Origin of the sequence: Duganella phyllosphaerae, assembly GCF_001758785.1 — a bacterium.
GTDB lineage: Bacteria > Pseudomonadota > Gammaproteobacteria > Burkholderiales > Burkholderiaceae_D > Rugamonas > Rugamonas phyllosphaerae.
The window spans coordinates 1-17,882 of the sequence record NZ_LROM01000036.1 but is presented as its reverse complement, the minus strand read 5'-3'; the positions used below and the strand labels follow the sequence as shown (position 1 = coordinate 17,882).

At 60.0% G+C, this 17,882-nt stretch carries 25 protein-coding genes and 1 other RNA gene; 10 read left to right on the top strand and 16 right to left on the bottom strand.

What is annotated here, in order from left to right:
• A partial coding sequence (locus DUPY_RS02475) for a DnaJ C-terminal domain-containing protein (protein ID WP_070246114.1) occupies window positions 1–679 on the top strand: 679 nt, incomplete at its 5' end.
• Between the two features lie 2 nt (window positions 680–681).
• Window positions 682–999, top strand: a complete 318-nt coding sequence (locus DUPY_RS02470) for a chaperone modulator CbpM (RefSeq protein WP_229255215.1) — start codon at window positions 682–684, stop codon at window positions 997–999.
• Here DUPY_RS02470 and DUPY_RS02465 read toward each other — a convergent pair.
• Complete coding sequence (locus tag DUPY_RS02465) at window positions 977–2,053, bottom strand: LysR family transcriptional regulator (protein WP_070246109.1); 1,077 nt, start codon at window positions 2,051–2,053, stop codon at window positions 977–979. The two genes, DUPY_RS02470 and DUPY_RS02465, sit on opposite strands and share 23 nt — an antisense overlap.
• A 114-nt stretch (window positions 2,054–2,167) precedes the next feature.
• Between DUPY_RS02465 and DUPY_RS02460 the strand changes: the two genes are divergently transcribed.
• From DUPY_RS02460 to pncB, 4 genes are all read left to right on the top strand, one after another.
• On the top strand, window positions 2,168–2,779 hold the full coding sequence (locus DUPY_RS02460) for an FMN-dependent NADH-azoreductase (protein ID WP_070246108.1): 612 nt from the start codon (window positions 2,168–2,170) through the stop codon (window positions 2,777–2,779).
• Window positions 2,780–2,950: 171 nt separating this feature from the next.
• Window positions 2,951–3,814 (top strand): cysteine hydrolase family protein, encoded by an 864-nt coding sequence (locus DUPY_RS02455; RefSeq protein WP_070246107.1) that lies wholly within the window; start codon window positions 2,951–2,953, stop codon window positions 3,812–3,814.
• Window positions 3,815–3,821: 7 nt separating this feature from the next.
• On the top strand, window positions 3,822–4,589 hold the full coding sequence (locus DUPY_RS02450; protein ID WP_070246106.1) for a transporter substrate-binding domain-containing protein: 768 nt from the start codon (window positions 3,822–3,824) through the stop codon (window positions 4,587–4,589).
• Window positions 4,590–4,661: 72 nt separating this feature from the next.
• On the top strand, window positions 4,662–5,864 hold the full coding sequence (pncB, locus tag DUPY_RS02445; protein ID WP_070246105.1) for a nicotinate phosphoribosyltransferase: 1,203 nt from the start codon (window positions 4,662–4,664) through the stop codon (window positions 5,862–5,864).
• A 112-nt stretch (window positions 5,865–5,976) separates the two neighbouring features.
• On the opposite strand, the gene DUPY_RS02440 is transcribed toward pncB, so the two are convergent.
• From DUPY_RS02440 to DUPY_RS02430, 3 genes are read right to left on the bottom strand one after another with little or no spacing between them, the layout of a single operon-like run.
• Window positions 5,977–6,279 (bottom strand): hypothetical protein, encoded by a 303-nt coding sequence (locus DUPY_RS02440; RefSeq protein WP_070246104.1) that lies wholly within the window; start codon window positions 6,277–6,279, stop codon window positions 5,977–5,979.
• Between the two features lie 32 nt (window positions 6,280–6,311).
• Complete coding sequence (locus DUPY_RS02435) at window positions 6,312–6,611, bottom strand: antibiotic biosynthesis monooxygenase family protein (RefSeq protein WP_070246103.1); 300 nt, start codon at window positions 6,609–6,611, stop codon at window positions 6,312–6,314.
• Between the two features lie 50 nt (window positions 6,612–6,661).
• The gene (locus DUPY_RS02430) at window positions 6,662–7,309 is read right to left on the bottom strand and encodes a TetR/AcrR family transcriptional regulator (protein ID WP_070246102.1); all 648 of its coding nucleotides are present in this window, start codon (window positions 7,307–7,309) and stop codon (window positions 6,662–6,664) included.
• Between the two features lie 382 nt (window positions 7,310–7,691).
• Here DUPY_RS02430 and ssrA point away from each other — a divergent pair.
• Window positions 7,692–8,052, top strand: a transfer-messenger RNA (tmRNA) gene (ssrA, locus tag DUPY_RS02425).
• A 129-nt stretch (window positions 8,053–8,181) separates the two neighbouring features.
• A complete protein-coding gene (locus DUPY_RS02420) occupies window positions 8,182–9,195 on the top strand; it encodes a DUF4062 domain-containing protein (protein ID WP_070246113.1) in 1,014 nt (337 codons plus the stop codon).
• Here the strand turns inward: DUPY_RS02420 and DUPY_RS02415 are convergent, their stop codons facing one another.
• The 12 genes from DUPY_RS02415 to DUPY_RS02380 all read right to left on the bottom strand — a co-directional run bounded on the left by DUPY_RS02415 (window position 9,196) and on the right by DUPY_RS02380 (window position 16,816).
• Window positions 9,196–10,323: an Arm DNA-binding domain-containing protein gene (locus DUPY_RS02415; protein ID WP_371851727.1), complete on the bottom strand. Its 1,128-nt coding sequence runs from the start codon at window positions 10,321–10,323 to the stop codon at window positions 9,196–9,198. It lies immediately after the preceding gene.
• The gene (locus DUPY_RS29195) at window positions 10,254–10,529 is read right to left on the bottom strand and encodes an excisionase (RefSeq protein WP_141749394.1); all 276 of its coding nucleotides are present in this window, start codon (window positions 10,527–10,529) and stop codon (window positions 10,254–10,256) included. The genes DUPY_RS02415 and DUPY_RS29195 overlap by 70 nt, the downstream gene beginning before the upstream one ends.
• A gap of 56 nt (window positions 10,530–10,585) precedes the next feature.
• Complete coding sequence (locus DUPY_RS02410) at window positions 10,586–11,290, bottom strand: hypothetical protein (protein ID WP_070246100.1); 705 nt, start codon at window positions 11,288–11,290, stop codon at window positions 10,586–10,588.
• A 3-nt stretch (window positions 11,291–11,293) separates the two neighbouring features.
• Window positions 11,294–11,719 (bottom strand): hypothetical protein, encoded by a 426-nt coding sequence (locus DUPY_RS28605; RefSeq protein WP_070246099.1) that lies wholly within the window; start codon window positions 11,717–11,719, stop codon window positions 11,294–11,296.
• On the bottom strand, window positions 11,716–12,447 hold the full coding sequence (locus DUPY_RS02400; RefSeq protein ID WP_070246098.1) for a primase-helicase family protein: 732 nt from the start codon (window positions 12,445–12,447) through the stop codon (window positions 11,716–11,718). The genes DUPY_RS28605 and DUPY_RS02400 overlap by 4 nt, the downstream gene beginning before the upstream one ends.
• 22 nt (window positions 12,448–12,469) lie before the next feature.
• Window positions 12,470–14,629, bottom strand: a complete 2,160-nt coding sequence (locus DUPY_RS02395; RefSeq protein WP_070246097.1) for a ParB/RepB/Spo0J family partition protein — start codon at window positions 14,627–14,629, stop codon at window positions 12,470–12,472.
• Between the two features lie 27 nt (window positions 14,630–14,656).
• Window positions 14,657–14,860 carry a hypothetical protein gene (locus DUPY_RS02390; RefSeq protein ID WP_070246096.1) on the bottom strand — a complete coding sequence of 68 codons (204 nt, stop codon included), beginning with the start codon at window positions 14,858–14,860 and terminating at the stop codon, window positions 14,657–14,659.
• Window positions 14,857–15,162, bottom strand: a complete 306-nt coding sequence (locus DUPY_RS02385) for a hypothetical protein (protein WP_070246095.1) — start codon at window positions 15,160–15,162, stop codon at window positions 14,857–14,859. Before DUPY_RS02385 ends, DUPY_RS02390 begins: the two co-directional genes overlap by 4 nt.
• Window positions 15,159–15,314 (bottom strand): hypothetical protein, encoded by a 156-nt coding sequence (locus DUPY_RS28280; RefSeq protein ID WP_167359016.1) that lies wholly within the window; start codon window positions 15,312–15,314, stop codon window positions 15,159–15,161. Before DUPY_RS28280 ends, DUPY_RS02385 begins: the two co-directional genes overlap by 4 nt.
• Window positions 15,311–15,526 carry a hypothetical protein gene (locus DUPY_RS27710; RefSeq protein WP_141749392.1) on the bottom strand — a complete coding sequence of 72 codons (216 nt, stop codon included), beginning with the start codon at window positions 15,524–15,526 and terminating at the stop codon, window positions 15,311–15,313. Before DUPY_RS27710 ends, DUPY_RS28280 begins: the two co-directional genes overlap by 4 nt.
• A gap of 147 nt (window positions 15,527–15,673) precedes the next feature.
• Window positions 15,674–15,919: an Arc family DNA-binding protein gene (locus DUPY_RS29190; protein WP_141749391.1), complete on the bottom strand. Its 246-nt coding sequence runs from the start codon at window positions 15,917–15,919 to the stop codon at window positions 15,674–15,676.
• Between the two features lie 378 nt (window positions 15,920–16,297).
• Window positions 16,298–16,816: a helix-turn-helix domain-containing protein gene (locus tag DUPY_RS02380; RefSeq protein ID WP_229255214.1), complete on the bottom strand. Its 519-nt coding sequence runs from the start codon at window positions 16,814–16,816 to the stop codon at window positions 16,298–16,300.
• Here DUPY_RS02380 and DUPY_RS02375 point away from each other — a divergent pair.
• Together DUPY_RS02375 and DUPY_RS02370 are read left to right on the top strand one after the other, a co-directional pair.
• Window positions 16,764–17,042, top strand: coding sequence for a YdaS family helix-turn-helix protein (locus tag DUPY_RS02375; RefSeq protein ID WP_307188182.1), 279 nt, complete (start codon window positions 16,764–16,766; stop codon window positions 17,040–17,042). The two genes, DUPY_RS02380 and DUPY_RS02375, sit on opposite strands and share 53 nt — an antisense overlap.
• 54 nt (window positions 17,043–17,096) lie before the next feature.
• Entirely contained in the window at window positions 17,097–17,555 is a 459-nt protein-coding gene (locus tag DUPY_RS02370; RefSeq protein WP_070246111.1) for a YmfL family putative regulatory protein, read from the top strand.
• The last annotated feature ends 327 nt before the right edge of the window (window positions 17,556–17,882 follow it).

Genomic DNA, 17,882 nt, shown 5'->3' with positions numbered 1-17,882 from the left:
ACGACTGCCGTACCGCGTGCGGCACCCGCGCCAACTGGCCGGCGCCGATCCCAACGACTTTTTTTCCGACCTGTTCGCCAATTTCGGCAACGGCGGTGGTCGCCGGCGCCAGGCCTACCAGCCGCAAAAGGGCGACGATACCCACGCCAGCATCACCATCGACCTGTCCGACTCGTACACGGGCGCCACCCGCAAGATCAGCCTGATGGTGGCCGAGCGCGACGAGCACGACCGCATTCACACGCGCGAGCGCACGCTCAGCGTCAACATTCCGAAAGGCGTGACGGCCGGCCAGCAGCTGCGCCTGAGCGGCCAGGGCCAGAATGGCGAAGCGGGGCCGGGCGACCTGTACCTGGAAATCCAGTTCAGCGCCAACGCCCGCTACCGCATCGACGGCCGCGACGTCTATCAGACGGTGCCGGTGGCGCCGTGGGAAATGGCGCTGGGCGGCGAAATCGAGGTGACCACGCCGTCGGGCAAGGTCAACGTGACGGTGCCGGCCGGCTCGCAAACCGGCCGCAAGCTGCGCCTGCGCGGACGCGGCATTCCGGGCAAGGAAGCGGGCGACCTGTACCTGCTGCTGGAAGTGGCGCTGCCGCCGGCTGCCACCGATAAAGCCAAAGAACTGTATCAGCAGATGGCGCGCGAGATGGCGTTCAATCCGCGCGCGGGAGGATGAGCATGGCAACGAGCAATGAAACCATCGTCACCGCGGTAGTGATCGACGAAGTGGCCCTGACCCTGGACGAACTGGCGCACGCGTGTGCAGTGGAGCCGGGCTGGGTGGTACAGCGGGTGCGCACCGGCGTGCTGCTGGAAACCGCGCCGGACGATCACTCGGTCTGGCGCTTCACCAGCGCCGACCTGGTGCGCGCGCGCCGCCTGTGGCAGATCGAGCGCGACTTCGAGGCCAACGACGACGTTGCAGCGCTGGTGGTGGACCTGACCGAAGAAATCTCGCGGCTGCGGCAGAAACTCAACGCTGCCGGAGTGCGATAGGCGCTGGCGCCGCCGGAGTTGTCAGCAACTCAGGCGGCGCATCGGCCATCGGCGGCAGCGGGCCGTCCTGCGCCGCATTACCCAGCCGGTAAAAATGCGCCGGCGCTTCCTGCGCATGGTGCGGTTGCGCGTGCGCGGCGGTGTCGGCCTCGTGGCCGGCGTGTTCGAGATCGAGAAACTGCTGCATCAGCCAGCGCGTGGCCGGCCCCGGCTCCTCGTCGCCACGGCGGATCACGTACAGCGGGAAGCTGAACGAGCTGCCTTCGGCGACGTCGAGCTGCACCAGGCGGCCCGCGTCCAGGTCCCACTGCACGAATTCCACCGGCATGTTGCCCCAGCCGATGCCGCTGCGCAGCAGTGCGTGCTTCGAGCTCAAGTCGCCCAGGCGCCAGTCGCGCAGCGCCATCACGCCGAAGTCCTGGCCTTTGGTCAACGTGCTGCGGTCGGTGAGCACCAGTTGCGTGTGCTCGCGCAGTACCGCGCTCGGAATCTTGCCCCGGATCTGCGCCAGCGGATGGTCGGGCGCGGCCACCGGCACCATGGTGACATAGCCGCAGCTCTGGCGCTCGATGGTATCCGGCGTGCCCGGCATCCAGCCGCTCACGCCGATCTTGCACGTTCCCTCCATGACCAGTTGCGTGACCGCGCCCAGCGCCTCGGTGCGCAAGCGCATGGAGACCGTGGGGAACTCCTTCTGGAACGCGTGCAGGATGCGCACCAGCTTGCAAGTGGAAAACATCACATCGACCACCACCGACACTTCCGCCTCCAGGCCCGAAGACATGGCCTTGGCGCGCGCCCGCATGCCATCGACCTTGAGCGAGACGGCGCGGGCGTCGGCCAGCAGCGCCTTGCCCGCCTCGGTCAGCACCGGCTTGCGCTTGCTGCGGTCGAGCAACTCGATATTGAGCTGTTCTTCCAGGTTGGCGATGGTGTAGCTGATCACCGACTGGGTGCGGTGCAGCGCCCGCGCCGCGTGGGCAAAGCCGCCATGGTCGATGACGGCGATAAACACGCGTAGCTGGTCGAGAGAGGGGAGGCCGGGGTCGCGCATGGTGTCAGTCCTTATATCTACAATATCGATAGATATCATTGAAATTTAGTGTATTTCCTCGATACTAAACCCGATCTATGATGGATGCAACTCACCACTTACCAGGAGCCCATCATGGCAACCATTCTTCATATCGATAGCAGCGCACGTCAAACCGGTTCCCTGTCGCGCCAGTTGGGCGCCGAACTCGTGGCCAAACTGCAGGCCGCCAACCCGGCCGCCACCGTGGTCCGCCGCGACGTGGCCCAGAACCCGCTGCCGCACATCACCGAACAGCTGATCGGCGCCTTCTTCACCCCGGCCGAGCAGCGCAACGCCGACCAGGCTTACGCCATCAAGACCTCCGACGCCCTGGTCGATGAACTGTTCGCTGCCGACACGATCGTCATCAGCACGCCGATGTACAACTTCTCCGTCGCGTCGACCCTGAAAGCCTGGATCGACCACATCGCCCGCGTCGGCCGCACCTTCCAGTACGGCGCCAACGGCCCCGAAGGCCTGGTCACCGGTAAAAAAGTCTATGTCGTTGTCGCCAGCGGCGGCGTGTACAGCAGCGGCCCTGCCGCCGGCTACGACCACGTGACCACCTACCTGGCCGCTGCGCTGGGCTTCATCGGCATGACCGACGTAACGTTCATCCGCGCCGAAGGCGTGTCCATGGGCGAAGCGGCCGTGGCCGACGCCATCGCCAACGCGCGCAGCCAGATCGCCGCCATCGCCGGCTAAGTTCCACCAGGCTTGATCGACGCCAGCCCTGCTCGACGGGGCTTCGTTTTCACCGCTCGACGGGGCTTCGTTTTCACCGCTGGACGGAGCTTCGTCGTTGGCGCGCCACAAGTCTGCAAGGCGGGCAGCCGGTCCGGGATATGATGGGGACTACCCGTTACGGAGCCCTGCATGAAACGCCACCTGCACCTGTTGATCATCGACCCGCAAAACGATTTTTGCGACCTGCCGCCAGCCTATTTACCGGTGCATCCGGTCACCGGCGCCGCGCGCGCTCCGGCCTTGCCCGTGCCCGGCGCCCACGCCGACATGCAGCGCCTGGCCAGCCTGATCAATCGCGGCCGCGACGGCATCACCGCCATCAGCGTCACGCTCGACTCGCACCACCGCTTCGACATCGCCCATCCCACTTTCTGGATCGCCGGCGACGGCCAGCCGGTGACGCCCTTCACCGAAATTACCGCCGCCCAGGTGCGCGCCGGCCAGTACCTGCCGCGCGATGCGGCCGGCCTGGGCCGCGCACTGAACTACCTCGACCGCCTGGGAGCCGCCGGGCGCTACAAGCTCATGGTCTGGCCCGTGCACTGCGAAATCGGCAGCTGGGGCAACAACGTCCACGACGACGTGCGCACCGCCTACAACGCCTGGGAGGACAGCCGGCACAAGATGGTGACCAAGCTGGCCAAAGGTTCCAATCCGTGGACCGAACATTACTCGGCCGTGATGGCCGAAGTGCCGTACGACGACGACACCGCCACGCAATTCAACACCGCCTTCGTGGCAGCGCTGGCCGCCGCCGACACCATTTACGTGGCAGGCGAGGCCGGCAGCCACTGCGTAAAAGCCACGGTCGAGCACATCGCCGACCATTTCGGCACCGATGCTGCGAAACTGGTGCTGGTCACCGACTGCATCAGTCCGGTTGCCGGCTTCGACGCCCAGTACCAGGCCTTCCTGCAGGCGATGGCCGCGCGCGGCGTACGGCTGATGCAGTCGGGCGACGTGCTGCCCGAACTGCTGGCCAACGCTAGCTGACGCTGCGATGATCACCCGGCGCCAGCTGCTGGCCGCCTCGGCTGCGCTGCCCATCGCGGGGCACGTGGCCGCTGCTGCGCCGGCGTCGGACGTGCTGCGGTTCGTGTTCTCGCGTCCGCACGACAACCCGCGCACCCAGTGGCTGATCCGCGTGTACACCCAGCTCACCAGCGAGCTGGGGCTGGGCTTCGACTTCGTCGAGGTGCCGCCCAAGCGCGCCACCGCGATGGTGCTTACCGGCGAGGTCGATGGCGAGCTGGGCCGCACCTTCGATTACCAGTTGCTGTACCCGAGCCTGGTACGGGTGCCCGAGCCCAACAACGCCGTGCGCTTTGCCGCCTACGCCACCCGCCCGGGCCTGCGCTTCGATACCTGGCAGGCACTGCGCGCCGGCGGCATCCAGTGCGAATACCGGCTCGGCATCGTCGAACTCGAACACATGCTGCTGCGCGAACTGCCGGCCAGGCAAGTATCGACCATTGCCACCATCGCCCAGGGCGTGAAGAAATTGCAGCTGGGGCGCACCGACCTGTACTTCGACGTCGAGGAAGCGGTGAGCGATTACCTGTATTTTCTCGGCGCCGAGCAGCGCAAGGCCGCCAGTGCCATGCGCCAGGCCGGCGTGCTGCTGGCCACCACCGGCCACGCCTACCTCAATTCGTCGCGGGCGGCGCTGGCGGGGCCCATGGCCGTCGGCCTGGCCCGTCTCAAGCGCCAGGGCGATGTGCAGCGGCATTTGCTGGCCAGCCTGGCTGCCTACAAAGCCAGGCTGTAACAGGTGGACAACGTTCCCGGCCGTGATCGCGTAAGATCATGGACACAAGCAATTTGGAGACCCCCAGACACCATGAAGCAGCCCATCGTCCGCAGCCTGCTGGAGACAGATTTATACAAATTCACCATGTGGCAGGCCCTGCTGCATGGCCATCCGAACGCCCACACCGAGTACGAATTTGTTTGCCGTAACCAGACCGCCTATCCGCTGACGGAATTGATCGAGGAAATCGAGCGCGAGCTCGACCACCTGTGTTCGATGAGCTTCCGCGACGAAGAACTCGATTTCCTGCGCGCGCTGCGCTACATCAAGAGCGATTTCGTCGACTTCTTGACCGTGTTCCGCTTCCAGCGCAAGTTCATCGACGTGCGTGCCGACGCCGCCTCCAATACGCTGGTGATCCACGCGGCCGGTCCTCAGGTGCACGTGATGGGCTTCGAGATTTATGTGCTGTACATCGTCAACGAGCTCTACTTCCGCCGCTTCGACCAGGACGCTGCGCTGGCCGAGGGCCGCCAGCGCCTGGGCGCCAAGATCGCCTTGTTGAAGGAATTCGGCCAGACCGAGCCGCAGCGCCTGAACCCGTTCGAGTTTTCCGACTTCGGCGTGCGGCGCCGCTTTTCCGGCGCCTGGCACGACGAGGTGGTGCAGCGCCTGTCGCGCGAAGTGCCCGAGTATTTCAAGGGCACGTCCAACGTGTACCAGGCGATGAAGTTCGACCTGGTGCCGATCGGCACCATGGCGCACGAATACATGCAATCATTCCAGGCGTTCGGCGTGCGGCTGCGCGATTTTCAGAAGGCGTCGCTCGAAGCGTGGGTGCAGGAATACCGCGGCGACCTGGGCGTTGCGCTGACCGACGTGGTGGGAATGGATGCGTTCCTGGACGACTTCGACCTGTATTTTGCCAAGCTGTTCGACGGCCTGCGCCACGATTCGGGCGACCCGGTGGTGTGGGGCGAAAAGGCGCTGGCCCATTACACCGCACTGCGCATCGACGCCAAGACCAAGCGCCTGGTATTTTCGGACAGCCTGAACCTGGAAAAAGCGATGTCGCTGTACCGCCATTTTGCCGACCGCATCATGACCGGCTTTGGCATCGGCACGCATCTGACCAACGATGTGGGCCTGGCGCCGCTCAATATCGTCATGAAGCTGGTGGCCTGCAACGGCCAGTCGGTGGCCAAGCTGTCCGACTCGCCGGGCAAGACCGTGTGCAAGGACGAGACTTTCCTCGCGTACTTGCGGCAGGTGTTTCACCATCCTGCCGCATAAGAGGAAGACCTGGAGCGCTTAACATAACCTTCAGGGCAAGGCGCAGCGACGAAGACAGTACGCAAGTACGGCGCGGAGCGGCAACGAAGCCATGGAGGTTTTGTTACGCGCTCTACGCCGCGCGGGCGCCGAAAGTGGCGATAATGGCGTCAGCCTGCTCCTGCTGCTCATCTTCGTAGATGTCGATGGTGAGCATGGCGCCGTTGCGCTCGCGCGCGTGCTCGGCAGCGTCCGGGCCGCCCGGGGTCAGGTTGTCGAGCAGGTGGCTGACGGTGCTGGTGGCGCCGTTTTGCGGCAGCGGCTTGTGACGGGTGAGGGTCACGCTGGCCGGTGGAAAACCCTTGGCCAGCAAGGCGGTGCGCGCGCTTTCGGCGTCCGTGACTTCCGTAAAGTTGCGGTGGATGGTGCGTGTCATGAAGCCTCCGTGTAGTGATTGGGTGATGGGGCTTAAAAGCCGTCCACCACGGTTGCGAAATGCTCCACCTTGGGCGGCCGCGCAAAGTGGTCGCCCACCAGAGCGCGCCAGGCATGAAAATCCGTGCTCTCGCGAAAATCGACGGTGTGGTTTTCGAGCGTTTCCCAGCCGATCACCAGGTGATAGGTATCGGGGGTTTCGATATCGCGATCGAGGCGCATCGACAAACAACCCTTGGCGCCCCGGAACAGCGGCACCGCTTCGGCCACACCGGCCTGGAATGCGGTGTGCGACTCGGGCTTGACATAGATTTCGGCGACTTCGTAAATCATGGATTTCCTTGCCTGGTGGAGAGGATCCTATTGTGCCTCAAGTCGCGTATTTACGTCTGTGCGTCCGGCGCCGCTGGTGTGCGCAGGATGAAGCGCAGCGCCTGGCGCGCCAGCTCGGGCACATCGGCGCCCGCGTCGGGCTTGTACCACTGCACCGTCCAATTGAGAGCGCCGAAGATCAGCAGCCGGTCGAACTGCGACGGCGTCATCCATTCGCCCGACTGGTGCAGCGCCACGATGGCGCGATCCCACACCGCTTCGTAGCGGTCCTTGAGCGCCACCACGCGCGAACGCGACGGCTCGTCGAGCGAGCGCCATTCGTACAACAGCACGGCAATATAGTGGTGGTCAGGTGCGAGCAGGGTATGCAGGTGCGCCTCGACCAGCTGCGACAGGATCTGGCAAGGCGGCAGCGGCTGCTGGCCAATGCGTTCGATGTCGGCCAGCGCCTGCTCCATGCCGTGTTCCATGATGGCGGCCAGGATATCCTGCTTGGACTTGAAGTGATAAAACCAGCTGCCCGCCTGCACGCCGGCCGCCGCTGCGATATCGCGCACGGTGGTATTTTCATAACCTTTTGTGCGGAACAGCACGGCAGACTTCTCGATCAGCTCCGCGCGCAACCCCCCGCCTTCTCCCTTGAGTGGCCGGCCCCGTTTTTTCGGTCGGGTTGCGTCGATGACGTCTGGGAGTGGCATATATGGAAAATCGTTCAAGAAAGTCGTGTCACCGTTGATTCTAATGCAGGCAATCACGAACCAATCAACAATCCGCGTGATTTTGACGCTTTTATTCTGGAAGTTGATCAGTTTGTGTTGCGTTGCAACAGCCAACTGCGCAGTCACGCTCGTTACTTAGTATGAGGGGAGGCGGGATCGGGTCATGGACCCGATCCCGCAGGAAGATGGTGCCGGTATATTTCCCGACCGCCGGCGCCGGTAGAAGCGCCCCGTAGAGTGCTAATGAGTCGTTCCATGTGAGAACTGAAGCCATCATAGCGACCGATTGTGACGGGCGTTTGACGCGGTGACGTGTGGTGAGTGCGTTCGTGGTCAAAGTGGGGTAGAATCACAGGTCTGTGGGGACGACCTGGTTTCGACGTGGGTTGCAAAGCAGAGCAGGGCATACCGAGGGCGGGCTACCTCGTAAATACAACCTGAAAAAACTTAACTGCAAACGATAACTCGTACGCACTGGCAGCTTAATTGCTGTTAGCTCCACAACACCTCGTCCCTGGGGTGGGCCGTTAAAAGCTGTGGAGTCATTTACAGGGACTCGCGCTGTGAGGGGTCACTTCAATCAGCGCTAAATCTAAGGTGAATCGCTAGTCCAAAACGTGCACGTCCGTGTTGTACTGGTTAAATTAAATGATAGTGCTAAGTATGTAGAACTGTCTGTGGAGTGCTTGCGGACGCGGGTTCGATTCCCGCCGTCTCCACCAAAAAACACTTTAGAATCAAGTAGTTAGTAAATTGAGGCTGTCATTAGTTGGGGTATTCTGGGGCTGGTTTGGCTTCGGAATGACAACATAATGACAGCCTCTTTTTCGTCCGCTTTTCAAGAGGCCTTCATGCAGAAACGTTATCAAGTATTTGTCAGCTCCACTTATGATGACCTCAGGGAGGAACGGAAGGCAGTTATGCAGGGACTTCTGGAATTGGATTGTTTTCCGGCGGCTATGGAGTTGTTTTCGGCCGCTGACTCCGATCAATGGACCCTGATAAAGAAAGTAATCGATGATAGCGATTACTATGTGGTTGTGGTCGGTGGGCGGTATGGCTCACTAGGCCCGGACGGAATGAGTTATACCGAGATGGAGTATCGCTACGCTCTTGAGCAACGAAAGCCAATAATCGGCTTCGTTCATGCCGACCCAGGCCAGATACCTAGTGCGAAGACGGAACAATCTGCCGAGGGACGCGACAAGCTTCAATTATTCAAGGAACTAGTGTTGAAGAAGCTCTGTCGGCGGTGGAGCAGCCCCGCTGATTTGCAGAGTGGTGTAATCGTGGGTGTTTTACATCTGATGCGGAATAATCCGGCTGTTGGTTGGGTGAAAGCAACTCCAAGTGGGGAGGTTAATGCCGAAGAGTTAATCAAGTATCGTCGTCGGATTGACGAACTTGAGGCACTGCTTCTGGCATCTGCGCCGCCCCCGTTCCCGATCGAGGACCTCTCGCAAGGGGATGAACTGTGTGAATTGCGCTATAACTTTCAATCGGCCAGGGTGGGTCAAGGCGCGAGCAGCCACGACAGCACAGTCATGCTAACTTGGAACACAATATTTGCTGTCGTTGGTCCCGATTTACTGAATGGGACGACCGAGAGCGTTTTGAAGGCGAGTATTGGTTCTCGGATCAAGCAGGAGGTGGAGGCCGACCTAAAGTCCCAAAGAAACTTCCGGGACGTTTCTCTTTTTAATTTTACTGTTCATCAAGAAGATTTTTATACTGTAGTTTATCAATTTCGCAGCTTGGGCCTCATCGTCATCGCAACCGAAGGTGTAATACGGAGATGGAAGCTTACGCCCCAAGGTGATCAACTGCTGGCATACATCAAGGCTGTGCGCCGTAAAGTAAAATGACTACACGGTTGCATTGCTGAGTAGTTCGCTCGGTGACCTCGCAAATACGCCTACGGCTTTGTTACCGGCTGTCGCATCTGCGTCAGGCATCCAGCGCCCATACACGCGAGCAATCATTGTCCAGTCCTTATGCCCCATCTGCTTGGCAACCCACATTGGATGCTCACCAGCTGAGAGCATCATACTGGCGTAGGTGTGGCGCGTCTGGTACGGTTTCCGGTACCGTACCCCGCCGCGCTTTAGAGCCCATGTCCAAAGTGTTTTACGGATCGACTGATCGCCAGTCCAGCGCTGGCCAGTCTGCGGGTTCTGAAACACCTCGGCACCACGAAGCCAGGTGTGCTGCTTCTGTAGCTTCAGTGCGTCGACTGCCGGCTGCAGCAGCTTGATGTCGCGGCGGCCTGCCGCCGTCTTGGTACTCTCCGCTTCCTTGGACTTTTGCGTGAGGGCGCGAGTAACCCTGACCACGCTGCGTACGAAATCAATGTCGCCCCAGTCCAGCGCCACTAGCTCAGACGTACGCATGCCGGTCCAGAACGCGAACTGGATCAGGTTACGGGCCTGGCCGGTTAGCTGCTCGAGTATGATGGCTTGCTCGTCTTTGCTGAATGGGTCGATCTCATCCTCTTCCTTCGGCGGCTCGATCTTGGAGAAGCACCAGTTGGCCAGTGGATTGATATCGATCAGCTCGTCGTTGATGGCGTCGTCCAGGGCCTTCCGCATGACGCTCTGAATGTTGGCGAGGGTCTTGTTGCTGGCGGTGCTCTCCTGTAGCTTTTCCCGCATGTGCTTCTTCTTCAATTCCGACACCTTGAGTTTCCCGAACCAGGGGATCAGCTTGCCGTCCACGATCTTGCGGTAGCCGTCCCATCCGCTGGCCTTGAGGTGGGGCTTCTGGCGCTTCAGCCAAGCTTCTAGGTAGGACTCGATCAGCTCGACGTCACCGCGCTGGTCGGCAAATTTTGCCGCGTTGTTGGAGTTAGGGAAAGTCGCTGTGTAATCGAAGCTATCGGTGGCGATAGCGTGCATGATGGCCGAGCGGTGGTGCTCGGCGCGCTTCAGGTTAGCGGGGGTGGGCTGGAGCGCGATGCGCTCACGGCACCTAGCGCCCTTATAGGTGAATGTGATTTCGATGCTGCTTTGCGATGCAGCTTTAACGCCCCGCCCGTCTCTACCCATTTTTCAAATCCCTGTACATCAATAAGGTTGCGGCCGTCCGGAGCCTTGATCCAGACGTCGCCTTGTGGCCAGATACCATCCCTGATTTTGGTGCGGATAGCGTCCTCGGTGTAGCCCGATTCCACGGCAAATTTAGGGATGGTCATGTAGCGCATTTCGTGCTTCTCGTTTTTAGTTGAACTGACCGGCGGCAGCAACCACCGGACGCGTATCAGCGTTGTGGTTGCGATTTTTCGAGTTTTGCCAACGGTGCGGGATTGGCGGCATCCAGCGCGTCCATTTTTTCGTTGAAGCGCTCCAGCGTCATAGGTGCTGCGCCGGCTTCACTCTTCGGTATTTGCGCGCCGAGGTCGCGCTTCACGTACAGTGTGTACTCGCCTCCGTCCAGTAACCGGCATGGCCAGCGGAGTGAGGGGATTCGCGACCCGTCCTTGGTTATGTACATGGTGCCGACCTCCAGCAGCGCCGCGTCGCTTCCGCTGTCCGGTGGCATGCCGGCGACCACATCGTGTTCCTGCTTGAGGGTATGGTCGAAGAACGCCTGCTTGTGTGTGAGGTCGTTTGACATACGCATCAGGTCAGCGCGCCACACGATGCATGCTTGATCTGGAACGGGCCAAGGCTGCTGCCTGGTATATGCTCGTGTAAGCCTCTCTTTCCCACCGCCGATGTCGTCCTCGCGCTTCATCGCCATAGGGTGGATTCGACCCAGCATATCCAGCAACTCGGCCTCGGCGTCCTGCGATGCGCTGGCATTAGCATCGGCACCTGCAGTGATGAGTTTGAAAAATGCAGTGGCATTCTCGATAGTGCCTTTGACCTGGTGCTGACCGTGCTTGATGTTATGCATATCGAAGCCACATGCGCGGAGCAGCGTGATCATGGTCTCTTGAGTCGTTTGGTCTTGATGCGACATGGATTAGGCTCCGAAAGATTTTGGGTCGGCCGCGCGCGCGACCTGGTCGATCACGCTGCGGGGGAGGGACGAGTCGATGCTGATCGGCGTGCTGCCTGGTGCCACTTCATCAAGCACGGCGCGCAGGGCGGCGCGCATGTCCTGGTTCTGCATAACGATGGTGGTGTAGGCCTCGGGCATCGCGGTACCTATGCCGCGCGTGTGCATCATCATGGCGTAGTTGCCGACGTCAATCGGGTCGCCTTTTGCGACCGCCTCGCGTAGCAGGACGCGCAGGGAGGCGTCGCTGCACAGGGTGGGGTTATCCCATCCAGCATGCCCTTTCATCGCGGCCTGGTGCATTTTGGTGGCCATGGCTGCGGAGAAGTCCATGATGGCGGTCGCATCGGCGTGTGCCGCGAGGGTGATGGCGTCGAGTGGGGCGTTCATGCGGCTTCCTTCATGGTGGATTTTTTGTTGAGCGGTGCGGTGCGGGTGCAGAAGTCGTCAGTGTCCAGCTGCTGCAGGAGGAAGTGGTAGAACGCCTCGATGCCGCCGCTTGCGATCTCCTGCGCCACGCCCGCGTAGACCGCCTGTGGCAGGGCTTTACGCGGCTCGATCACCATGAAGCGGCGGTTGTTCGTATCGTTGATTAATGGATCAGACGCGCCGCTCATGAAGACGAAATTCATGCTATTTCGCTCGACTGTCTCTTGGCGGCCTTTCGAGTTGATGAGGATCGTGGGGTTGGAGATCAATTGCTTTACTCGTGGAGCGATTGATGGTGACAGACGGAACTCATCGACCAGAACAAAAAGCTTACTGTTCATCCAGTCATTGAATGGGCTGTTTAGCGGCTTGCGAGGCGTGATCGCACGGTTGCCATATAGCGGCTTGATGACCTGTTCGAAGAAGAGGGACTTGCCGCTACCTGATACTCCGCTCACCAGCAGCGCTGTGGCCATCTTGGCGCCTTCGTTGCGCAGCGGGTAAGCCAGCCAGCGCAGCACCCAGAGAGCGCGGTCACGATCACCGTCGCAGAGGTTTAGAAGCAGCGCGTTGATGTTCGGAGTCGCGGCTGGGCCGAGGGCAGGCTGGCCGGCGCCGGTCTTGTACGCTGCCACGATCGCGGCAGCGATGCGGGATAAAGCAGATTTGATGTTGGTGATGGTGCTCATGGAGTGTCTCGCTTAATTGGTTTTAGTTGCGGGATTTAGGAAATGGCCAAGCCTCGACCGGGACCTGCTTCGTTGTCTGGGGCGGCGTGATGGTGTCGGTAGCGGTGGTTGGCTCCAGCGCCGGCGCAGCAGGCTTGGCCTTCTGCGTCTTCGCTTTGCTGGCGCGCCTTGCGGTCTCGGGTGCCGGCTGCTCGAAGTCGCCGGCATCCACATAGTCGCCGTCCTCGATCGTCACAACAGACGCTGCCTGGTCGGCTGACGCGGCAGGTTGCACGGTAATTTCTTCCGTGAGCAGCACAATGCTCCCGTCGCCTTTTGTCCACGCGCTCCCAGGGGATGGCGTCTGCCATTGGGTCCAGGTGTAACCGTTGGCGTTCGCGGCGCGCTGCAGCGCCGAAACGTTGTGCGGCTGGTCAGCCATCACCAAGGCCGTCAAGTCGGCCAGGCGCTCCGGTGACAGGCGTATCAGGTCGGCGAAGTCCTCAGGTGGGAGTTCATCGATTGGAGTATTGCCGAGTTCAAACTTGCGTCGCTCCTGTTCGGTGTCGATACCTTCGTGCCGCGCCATCTCCGTGAGCACTCTCCACGTTGGAGCCTGATCGGCATATTCCAGGTCGTCCATATCCATGGCATCAACGCCCAGGCACTCGCCCATCACCAGGTCAACCAGTACGAGTTGTACCTCGGGAAGCGATGCCTGGTCGATGTATGTGCACACCGCATCGTCAGTGGCATCCGGGAATGGATACACGTCGCCGATAAGGTCATCTGGGATGGCGTAGTCGTTGTTACTGCGCACCATGAGTTTGACGAAGTCGCGCAATGATTCAAGGCTAAATCCGTTGGCGCCGCGCTGGCGGAGTTGTCGGTAGAGCGCAATGCGGAAATCAGTCTCGCGGGTGGCCATTTTTTCGTACTTCTCGCGCATCAATTGTTGCGCTGTGGGTGGTGTTCCACCTTTCGCTTGGTCGGCACGTTCGATCTCAGCCATGCGCGCTGCATGCTCGGCGACCTTTTCGCACGCCCCAACTTTTTCCAAGGCGGCTTGGACTGCAGCGCGGTCGTAGATCGGGGTGACGTTGCCCGAGCTATCCTTGAGATACCTTGCCGGCTTCGGCATGTTCTCCTTGCCGAGGTAGTCGCCGGCTTTACCTGCGTTGCCGGTGGATGGAGCATTGCGCTCAAAGGAGAAAAGCGAAGTGTTTTCGTAAACGAATTCAGTGCCTCGGCCGTGCAGAACAATTTTTCTTGCCTCTTCGCCGTCGATGACGGGGACGCCGGTCTTATTCGCGATGACGATCACCTGGGCGCAATGCGCGGCCCGCTTTTCCGAAAAACAATCCGGGTCTGTGCAGACGTCTGCACTCTTGATGTCCTCATAAATGAGCGGCTGGTTGCCGGAGCGCTTCGGGCACTTAGCGCATGAGCCGGCGGCGGCCAGTAGCTTGGCGTCATCCACGTCGAAATTTGCGTTATTCAGGTCCAGTGTGTACCGCTGCTGGATATGTTTTTGCGCGCTTCGGTAGGACATCGGCTCTGGTTGGTAATGGCTCGTCGCTGTGATCTCGGCCAGTGCGCGCACCTGCAGAGCCGGAACGGGGATACGAGCGACCAGCAGTGCCGTGGACGCCGAGATTTCATCAGTGAGAAATTTTTCGCGAGCTTCGGTGGTGAGCGCACACAGTTTTAAGCGGCCGTAAATGTAGGCGCGACTCTTCTTGATTTTGTCGGCCAGCTGGTCGGCGTTATAGCCGTGATTCATCATCAACTGCTCGTAGCCCTCGGCTTCCTCGAGCGGGTGCGGATCTTCGCGCTGGAGGTTCTCGAGGATCTGGATTTCCGCTGCCTGCTTGTCGCTGAGCGTGCGGCACATCGCCGGGATCGTTGCGACCTCGGCGATGCCTGAGGCGCGCCAGCGGCGTTCACCAGCGACCAGTTCGTACGGCTCGGGCTGCTCGGTGGTTGGCGTGACAGGGCGGATCAGGATGGGCTGCACCACGCCCATTTCCTTGATGTTGGCGGCCAGCTGCTGCAGCGCAACCTCATTGAAGCGTTTGCGATTGGTCGGCGACTTGCGAATGTCGCTTAGGTCGTAGACGCCATACGTACCCTGGTCCAACAGTGCTGCTGCAGGCGGCGGCGGTGCCGCAGCTGCGCGCGCAGGGCTCTTTGCTTTGCTCATGGTGCTCTCCTGGTTAATGCGGGTGGGTTACTTCTTGATGAAATTGAATTGGTGGGCGCTGCCGATGGGCAGCAGCTCGTGGCCGCTGGCCAGCTCCGCGACGAGTGCGATTCGCACCTGGCGCGGCGACAGCGGCCGGCCATCCGGGTCGGTGAATCCGCGCAGTTCGCTGAGCGGCCGCTGCAGGAGCGCACGGACGTCGACGGCGAGGGGATGGGTCGGCGCAGTCATTGCGTCACGCCAGGCGTAAAGAACACCAGCTGCACGCTGACGCCGGCAGGGACGGTGATGTCCACTTTCCAGGCGGTGTGCCCGCGCCGGGTCTGTGCCTGCGGTATGCGTGGTTCGCTGACCTGGTAGCCTCGCGCGCGCATCGCATCTAGGAACTTAAACGTGTCAAGCTGGGTGCCGTCCTGTGTGGTGATCTCGGACCTGTCCATGCCAGTGGCGTCTGCAACGCGGCTCACGGCTGCGGCCAGCTTCGCGGCCTTGAGCGCCGCCTGGAGCTCAGGTGATTTGGTGGCCGTCTTCACTGGACGACCGCATGGTGAGGCGTCACGAAGATGTAGCAGTCAACGCCATGCAAGTCGCGTGCTTCGTCCTGGGCGTCAGCTGCGTGGGCGGCGAGGGCGGTGTAGGTGTTTGTGTAGGTGGCGGTCCGCACCTTGACGATGAAGGCTCTCACGAGGCGCTCTCATCGGCTTGAGTGGAGGGCGCAATGCCGGCGACTTCTTTGAGCAACGCCGCCAGTGCTGTATCTGCAAAATCAATATCGTCGCTGAGGAGTGAGCAAAATGCCCGGGAGCGCAATCCTGCATCGCGGGGGAAAGTGGAGCGTGCAGCTGTGGCTGCGCGCTCGATGCTTGCCTTCAAATCCTTGACTGTCGTGTTTCGCATGATCACCCCACCGGTAGTTGATGGGGCCGATTCTATGCTAGAAAAACTAGTAATACAAGAAAAACTAGCGAAGCGGCAGAGATTTCTTGTGTCGTGAGGAGAAAAAAAAGCCCGTAAATACGGGCTTTTGTTGTTTTAAACTAACTGTTATTTTGTTGATAGGGTAGCTAGCAATTCTCGTAGCAGTGCTCGCAGTTCGGCATTCTCCGCAGAAATGAGCCTAATCTGCTCAATAAGTGGCAAGGCCTGACATCGAGCAATAATCTCGGCGTTTAGTGAGTGACCAGCACGAGCGGCCGCGTCCGCAAGATCTTCTTTAAGCGCAGGAGGGAGGCGAAGTGCCGTTTTGATGTAACTCTGTTGAAGACTTTTTTGGGTGGGTGGGGTTTGCATCGCGCAATTTTCACGCGCCTAGTCCCGAAAGTGTTGTTTTCGCCTCCAAATTGGAGGCATTGAAGTTGCAGGAATATCTCGAGCGCGACCATCGTCAGACTACCAACTGTCATAGAGGAAGTTACTAGAATTGTGAGAATGTGTGATTTTTCAAATCACAATTGGAGGTGTAAAGCTGCTCTTACTGGGCTATACCAGCATTGTCACTACGGGGTATAGTTGGTTCTTTTGAAATAAGATTTACTCTAAGCAATGGAAAACTTGGCAAGAGTTATAGCTGCCTACAAAGCAATGGATCAGCGCCGCAAGGACGAAAACCTCCGGCTTCTGGAGTTGGACGCGAAGAAGCACCTCGAGAAACAACGGGTGTCGCTAAAGTTAGTTGCTAACAACAAAGGGAAGTAAGACCCTGGGCATCGCCTCCGCCGTGTCCCTTATCTTCTCCCGCCCCTCATCGTCGGTTGTGCGGTACAAGCTCAGCAGGTGATACTCCTCGTCACTTACCCACTGCATGCGTGCGGGTGGGATGGCGTTTGTCTTCGGACCATTGCTGTCGGCAGCGGCGGCTTCAGCCGTCCCATGAATGAGCCACTCTGGAGTGGTCTGCAGCGCGCGCGCAACATCGTCTATCCGCTTCCGGTTGGGAGCGGTCCCATCTTCCTTCTCCCATAGCTGCACGGTTTGCCAGGCCACGCCTAGCAGATCTGCCAAGGCCTTATGACTTGTTAAGCCTAAGGCTAGCCGTCGCTCTTTAATTCGTTTGTGAATGCTCATCCCCCGAGTATGAGTACAAGATTTTATTGTGCCAATACAGAATTTTCTTGTATGCACTAGTTTTTCTAGTATGATCTCGCCCATGGATAAATCTCCCGTCAATGAAGCGCTGGTTTCGGCCATCGCCATGTATCCCACCCTTAAGGCTTTCGCTCAGGCAGTCGGCGTTCGTTATCAGGTTGTTCAGCAGTGGCTCGTCAACGGCGTCCCCGCCGAACACTGTCCGACCATCGAGCGTCTCACTAGCGGAAAGGTTCGGTGTGAGCACCTCAACAGCAAGGTGGACTGGGCGTACGTGAGAGCCACGCCGGCCTTGGACAGCTCAACTGCACGACCGGCGACACATTGACGAATGGTATTGAGAAAAAAGTAATTGGCAAACCACCAAGAGAGGCGGAACGTAGTGGAAATCAGGAAATCTTACTTAGCAATAATCAAGGCTTTCCCGGGCGGCTGGGACGCAATGACGGGTGCGGTCGGGATGACTCGCAACGCGCTGGAAAACCGCATCTACGAGCGCAAGGGGCAGGGAGTCGATGTGGAGCTTGCGATGCTCATGCAGACATTCGCAGGCACCACACACTTCGCTGAGGCTGTCGCAATTCAAAGCGGCGGCGTTTTCCTCAAGATGCCGACCGACATCGACCACCGCAACGAAGACCTGGGCAAGAAGTTTCGCGAGTTGAACGTCCGCTTAGGCGCGTTCGCGTCCACTTTCGACAGTGCCATTGACGACGACGAGATCAATGCAAAGGAACGGAACGACTTGGAGCGGCAGGGTGCCGACATGCAGCGGACCATAGCCGAGTTGCTCGCGCTCTCGTTCCGCGTCTACTGCAAGACAGACGAGCGTGCGGAATGAGCGCCGTTGATGAAGTGCCAGACGTTGAATCGCCGGCCGCTGCAGGCCCTCGCACGCACAAGGGCGCTGCAAACCTTTCGCCACGTCACATGATGCGGATGACCACACTGCGCGAAGGCGCGCACGACTACGCGAGTATTCCGTCGCGGGTTGGCGATGTGCGTCGGCCGCACGTGGTCACCAGTTCGTTGGCAGGAGCAAAGCATAGTGAGTGATGTAGTAGGTCAGGTAATCGCACAAATGGTGAGCTGCGGTATGCCGTCGCTCCCGGCTGCGTATTTCGGTGAACGTGCCCACCCATTCCGGTCTATCGTGCCCACTTGCGCA